Origin of the sequence: uncultured Novosphingobium sp. (assembly GCF_964277725.1) — a bacterium.
GTDB lineage: Bacteria > Pseudomonadota > Alphaproteobacteria > Sphingomonadales > Sphingomonadaceae > Novosphingobium > Novosphingobium fluoreni.
In genome coordinates, this window is the sequence record NZ_CAXYKL010000024.1 from 1 (window position 1) to 5,955 (window position 5,955).

The following is a 5,955-nucleotide window of genomic DNA, read 5'->3' on the forward strand; positions in this document are numbered from 1 at the left end:
GCCACGACGACGACGCCGCCAAATCCGCTAGCGACATTCTCGAACCCGATCGACCCCGCCATGCCCCAGTTCGAATGCCCCGCCGCAGCCAGCATCGCGAAGCTGAGGTTCGACACCGCCATCAGCACCAGCGCGATCATCAGCGATCGTTTCAAGCCCAACCGCGTATAGGCCACCCCGCCTATGAAGATGCCGACGAAGTAGGCCCAGAAACCCAGACCGACATCATAGATCGCGATCTCATCGTTGCTGAAGCCAAGGTCGTCAAACAGCAGCCGGAACGTCAGGTTGGCCAGCGTGTCGCCGATCTTGTGGACCAGGATGAAGGCCAGGACCAGACCGGCCCCGGCGCGGCTGAAGAATTCCACGAACGGGCCGACGATGGAGGACCAGACTTCGCTCAAGCCACGCCGTTGCAGCACGACTTGCCGCCTTGCGGGTTCCCCGAGCACGATGGCCGTAATCATCGCCGGTAGCGCGAACACCGCGCAGGCCATGTAGGCAACGCTCCAACCGCTGCGCGCGGCCAGCACCAGCGCCAGCGCGCCCGCTCCGGCAGACCCTACGCGCCAGCCATACTGGCTCATGCCCGATCCTGTGCCGAGCTGATAAGGCTTCAGGGTTTCGATCCGGTACGCGTCGATCACGATATCGAAGCTGGCCCCGGCGGCGCCGACGAGAACCGCCGCGATCACCGTCGCTTGAAGGTCTGCCGCGGGATCCACCACAGCCAGGTTGATGGTCGCCGCGATCACCAGCACGCCGATGACGATCATCCACGACACGCGCTGCCCCAGCGCGCCGATCACCGGCAGACGCACCCCGTCGATGATCCAAGCCCAAAAGAACTTCAGGTTGTACACGAGGAACGCCAGCGTGAATGCGGTGATCGTGGATTTCTGGATATTGTCCTGGGACAGCCGCGTGGTCAGCGTCGCGCCGATCATGGCGAACGGAAAGCCGGAGGACAGCCCCAGCGCGAATGCCGCAAGCGATTCCCGCTCCAGATAGGGCTTGATCGATCCCAGGATGCCCGGTCGCCCCGTGCCGTCTGCTTCGATCGTTTCGGCCACTCCGATCCCTTCACCACCAAAGCTTGCATGAATAGCGCCCCCCGCAGCGATGGGAAGGCTGGATGATCGCGCGATCAACAGCTATGCGCGAGGTTATGGCCCAACCACCCCGTAAATCTACCCCACGCACCCCTGGTGACCGACGCGGTCCGCCGCGCGGTCGCCTTGCCGATACAACCTCGGCGCAGCGTGGTCCGTTTCCCAAGCCTCCCGCGCCGCGTCTCAAGCGTGCGTCAACCGCGAACCCCAACGTCCCGCCCAAGGCGTCGGTGCCGCTGCGAAAGGACGGTGAGGCGGGCGAGCGTATCGCCAAGCTGCTTGCAAGGGCGGGCGTCGCCAGTCGGCGCGAAGTGGAGCGGATGATCGTCGAAGGGCGCGTGAAGATCGCGGGTGAGCTGGTGACGACGCCCGCCACGCTGTTGACTGATCTTCGCGGCGTGACGGTGGACGACATTGCGGTGAAGGCGGCCGAGGCGACCCGCCTTTTCGCCTTTCACAAGCCCGCCGGCCTGATCACCGCCGAGCGAGACCCGGCTGGACGGCCGACGATATATTCTGCCTTGCGCAATGCCCTACCCGCCGGCGCAGGCCGGGTGATGCCGGTCGGCCGGTTGGACTTCAACACCGAAGGCCTGCTGCTGTTGACCAACGATGGCGAGTTCAAGAGGCTGCTGGAACTGCCGGCCACCAAGATCCCGCGCACATACCGTGCTCGCGCTTTCGGGACCGTGTCCCAGACCCAGCTTGAGGAACTGATCGAGGGCGTTGAGATCGAAGGCATGCACTATGGCCGCATCGATGCGAACATGGAGCGCAAGACCGGTCGCAACCAGTGGATCGAAATGACCATCACGGAGGGCAAGAACCGTGAAGTGCGCCGTGTGCTGGAACATCTCGGGCTGGAAGTGAGCCGCTTGATCCGTGTCGGGTATGGCCCCTTCGCGCTGGACGAATTGCCCAAAGGCTCAGCGATCGAAATCGCGCCCAAGTATATCGAAGCGTTTCGCAGCACTCTCAGCACGCGTCCTGCCCCTCGCACCGAGCAGGTCGAATGAGGATCGTCGCCGGGCAATGGCGTGGCCGCCCGCTGGTCGCGCCGGAGGGCGATATCACGCGTCCCACTGCCGACCGTACGCGCGAAACGCTGTTCTCGATGCTGACCAGTCGGCTTGGGGATTTTGAGGGCCTGCGCGTCGCCGACCTGTTCGCCGGCTCGGGCGCTCTGGGGCTTGAGGCTTTGTCGCGCGGGGCGGCGCATTGCATCTTCGTGGAGCAGGATGCAGCAGCCATCCGGGCGCTGCGCAGCAATGTTGCGAACCTAAAGGCGCAGGAAAAGAGCGACGTTCGCGCCGCCTCCGTCATGGCGATGGGTGCTTGCCGAGGTGAACCGCTGGACCTGGTTCTGCTCGACCCGCCCTATGAGACGAACTCCGGCGCGATCGCGATCGACAAGCTGACGCGGCTGGGCTGGATCGCCCCGTCGGCATGGATCAGCCTGGAAACCTCCCGCAAGGAGGACGTGTCCGTGAAGGGCTATTTCGTGGAAGCGACGCGGGATGTGGGTAAGGCGCGGCTGCATCTGTTGCGCCGCGAAGATTAGACGCCGGCCCTGCCCCGAAAGGCAAGAGCCGGCGTAGTGCATTACTTGCCGCCGCGATTGCGACAGCCGTCCGTCACCGTCTTGCTGCAGACCGGATAAGACTTGTTCATGGCGTCGGCGGGCGGCGGCGTCAGCGCACCCTTGTATGGGCCGCCCTGATAGCCAGGATCGGCCGGCATGGCCGGGCGCGCTGCTTGCTCGGCGGACTGCGGGTTGGGAACGCCGGCAGTCGGCATGCCTGGTCCGGGAGGATTGGCCTGGCCTTCGGGCGTGGTGGGGGTCTGGCCCGCCATCTGCTGCTGAATCGATTGCCAGGCGATCGCGCGCTGCTCGGGCGACATCTTGTAGATCTGGCCCTGCTGGTCCGGGGTGAGAGCCCAGTACCCGGCCTGCTGCTCGGGGGTCAGCGTCCAGTAATAGGTCTGGTTTTCGATCGGCCAGGCCTGATAGCTGGTCTGCCGGTCTGCAGGCCAGGTGGCGTAATTGGTCTTCTGCTGCACCGTCATCACATAAGGCTTCTGCGTCGAACTGGTGACGGGCACCTGCTCGGTGGTGGTGATGGTGGTGGTCGTGGGGCCATCCGCATCCTGCGCAAACAGGACGGACGGAGCGGCGGTGAACGCCAGGGCAGCGGCCCCGGCAAGCAGCATCTTGCGCATGGTTTTCTCCGTAACAACGGTTAAGCTTCAACGACGCACTGACCGCACAATTGTTCCGCCCTGCGCGTCGTCCGGCCTTGCAACGCACGGCTGCGTTCCCTAGCTGTTCACGGGTGATTGCTCCCCTTACCCCCCCGGCCGGCGCGAGCGCCGATCCCCTGATCGACAGCTTGAACGAACCGCAGCGTGAGGCCGTGCTGACCACCGAGGGGCCGGTGCTGATGCTGGCGGGCGCGGGTACGGGGAAGACCGCCGCGCTGACCGCGCGTTTGGCGCACCTCGTGCGGGCCCGCCTCGCCTGGCCATCGGAAATTCTGTGCGTCACCTTCACCAACAAGGCAGCGCGCGAGATGCGCGAGCGCGTTGGGCACCTGATCGGCCCGGCGGTGGAAGGCATGCCGTGGTTGGGAACCTTCCACTCGATCGCGGCGAAAATGCTGCGCCGTCACGCCGAACTGGTCGGGCTGCAATCGAACTATACCATCATCGACACCGATGATCAGCTGCGGCTGCTCAAGCAATTGATCCAGGCGGAAGGTCTGGACGAGAAGCGGTGGCCGGCGCGCCAGTTGGCGGGGTGCCTCGATCGCTGGAAGAACCGCGGCCTCAACCCCGATCAGCTCGATGCGGCGGAGAACGAGGCTTATGCCAATGGTAAGGGCGAACACTTCTATCGCCTGTATCAAGGGCGGCTGAAGGCACTGAACGCCTGCGATTTCGGCGATCTTCTGCTGCACATGGTCAACATCTTGCGCACTCATCCAGAGGTGCTCGATCAGTATCGCCAGCGCTTCAAGTACGTCATGGTGGACGAATATCAGGACACCAACCAGGTCCAGTATCTTTGGCTGCGCCTGATCGCGCAGGGCCGCCAGAACATCTGTGTGGTGGGTGATGACGACCAATCGATCTATTCGTGGCGCGGAGCCGAAGTGGCCAATATCCTGCGGTTCGAAAAGGACTTCGCCGGGGCCAAGGTGATCCGGCTGGAGCAGAACTATCGCTCCACCCCGCAAATCCTGGCCGCCGCCTCCGGCCTCATCTACGAAAATAGCCAGCGGTTGGGCAAGACGCTTTGGACCGAGCGGCATCCGGGTGACCCGGTGCGTGTGATCGGGGTATGGGATGGCCCGGAAGAAGCGCGACGGGTTGGCGAAGAGATCGAGCGGCTGGAGCGGGAAGGCGCGGGCCTTGCGCAAGTCGCGATCCTGGTGCGCGCGCAATACCAGACGCGCGAGTTCGAAGATCGCTTTATCCAGATCGGTCTCAATTATCGGATCGTCGGTGGGTTCCGATTCTATGAGCGAGCGGAAATTCGCGATGCCCTCGCTTACTTGCGCGTGATCGCTCAGCCGGCGGATGATCTGGCGTTTGAGCGTATCTACAACGCCCCCAAGCGCGGGCTGGGTGCCAAGGCGCTGGAAAAGCTGCACGTTCATGCGCGGCGGCGCTCGATCCCATTGGCTCTGGCCGCGCTGGAGATCGCCGACACCGATGAACTACCCGCCCGGGCGCGTAATACCTTCCTGGCGCTGATGCGCGATTTTGCGCGCTGGCGGGAAAGTTCATCCACCACCAGCCCGGCGGACCTTATCCGCACGGTCATGGATGAAAGCGGCTACACCGATGCGCTTCAGGCGGAGAAGACCGCGGAGGCGGCGGGCCGTTTGGAGAACCTGGCTGAGCTCGCGCGCGCGATGGAGGAATACGATACGCTGGGTGACTTCCTCGAACACGTCAGCCTGGTGATGGACAATGAGGCCGCCGACGAAAGCGAGAAGGTCACGATCATGACCATGCACGGCGCGAAGGGCTTGGAATTCGATCATGTGTTCCTGCCCGGGTGGGATGAAGGCGTGTTCCCATCGCAGCGTTCGCTCGACGAAGGCGGCTTGGCCAGTCTTGAGGAGGAACGGCGGCTTGCCTATGTCGCGATCACCCGCGCCCGGCGGCGCTGCACGATCCTTCATGCCGCCAACCGGCGCATCTACGGTCAGTGGTCCAGTTCGATCCCCTCGCGCTTCATCTCAGAGTTGCCGGCCGAGCATGTCGTGCAGGAAACCACGATGACCGGCGGCGCATCGCTGTGGCGGGCGCAGTGGTCGGAACATAACGATCCGTTCGCCGATGTGGCGCGCGCGCAGCCCGCTCGCACCGTAACACGCGGTCCCGGCTGGCAGCGCGCGGCCGCGAAGGAATTCGAGACGATCCCGCGCCGCGTGGCCGAAAGCACCCGTTCGGCCGCCAGCTTCGCCGCAAAACCGCGGACCGACCTTTCGATCGGCGCGCGCGTTTTCCACGAAAAGTTCGGCTACGGCGCCATCGCCGCGCAGGAGGGCAACAAGCTGGAGATCGACTTCGAGCAGGCCGGCCGCAAGCGCGTGATCGACAGTTTCGTCAAACCCGCTTGAGAATTTAGACTAACGCAATGCGCCGCCGGCTGGCGCATCGCCAAAGTGAGCAAGCCCGGCGAAACCGCCGAGTATCTCTCGAATTAGGAAAGCGCTGACACGTTAAGGAAGCTCGGCACCGGGCCATTCCATCCGTCGTCACCGCCCTGCTGCTCTTCGGCATGGGCCTTACGGTTATGCCGAGGCTTGTCCGCCACCGCATCGCGGCGCGG

At 64.2% G+C, this 5,955-nt stretch carries 5 protein-coding genes; 3 read left to right on the forward strand and 2 right to left on the reverse strand.

Annotated features, from left to right (window positions below; translation table 11 throughout):
• Window positions 1-1,073, reverse strand: a 1,073-nt coding sequence (locus tag ACHWRX_RS01630) for an MFS transporter (protein WP_394657847.1), incomplete at its 3' end; no start/stop codon positions are given.
• A 95-nt stretch (window positions 1,074-1,168) separates the two neighbouring features.
• On the opposite strand from ACHWRX_RS01630, the gene ACHWRX_RS01635 reads away from it, so the two are divergent.
• Together ACHWRX_RS01635 and rsmD are read left to right on the forward strand one after the other, a co-directional pair.
• Window positions 1,169-2,128 (forward strand): pseudouridine synthase, encoded by a 960-nt coding sequence (locus tag ACHWRX_RS01635; RefSeq protein WP_394657848.1) that lies wholly within the window; start codon window positions 1,169-1,171, stop codon window positions 2,126-2,128.
• Window positions 2,125-2,673, forward strand: a complete 549-nt coding sequence (gene rsmD, locus ACHWRX_RS01640) for a 16S rRNA (guanine(966)-N(2))-methyltransferase RsmD (protein ID WP_394657849.1) — start codon at window positions 2,125-2,127, stop codon at window positions 2,671-2,673. Before ACHWRX_RS01635 ends, rsmD begins: the two co-directional genes overlap by 4 nt.
• Window positions 2,674-2,714: 41 nt before the next feature.
• Here the strand turns inward: rsmD and ACHWRX_RS01645 are convergent, their stop codons facing one another.
• Window positions 2,715-3,332, reverse strand: coding sequence for a hypothetical protein (locus tag ACHWRX_RS01645; RefSeq protein WP_394657850.1), 618 nt, complete (start codon window positions 3,330-3,332; stop codon window positions 2,715-2,717).
• A 116-nt stretch (window positions 3,333-3,448) separates the two neighbouring features.
• On the opposite strand from ACHWRX_RS01645, the gene ACHWRX_RS01650 reads away from it, so the two are divergent.
• Window positions 3,449-5,743 carry an ATP-dependent helicase gene (locus ACHWRX_RS01650; protein ID WP_394657851.1) on the forward strand — a complete coding sequence of 765 codons (2,295 nt, stop codon included), beginning with the start codon at window positions 3,449-3,451 and terminating at the stop codon, window positions 5,741-5,743.
• The last annotated feature ends 212 nt before the right edge of the window (window positions 5,744-5,955 follow it).

What these genes read in the sequence shown, in the direction of transcription:
- ACHWRX_RS01635 (WP_394657848.1), top strand. Translation starts at nt 1,169, where the DNA reads ATGGCCCAACCACCCCGTAAATCTACCCCACGCACCCCTGGTGACCGA.
- rsmD (WP_394657849.1), top strand. Translation starts at nt 2,125, where the DNA reads ATGAGGATCGTCGCCGGGCAATGGCGTGGCCGCCCGCTGGTCGCGCCG.
- ACHWRX_RS01645 (WP_394657850.1), bottom strand. Translation starts at nt 3,332, where the DNA reads ATGCGCAAGATGCTGCTTGCCGGGGCCGCTGCCCTGGCGTTCACCGCC.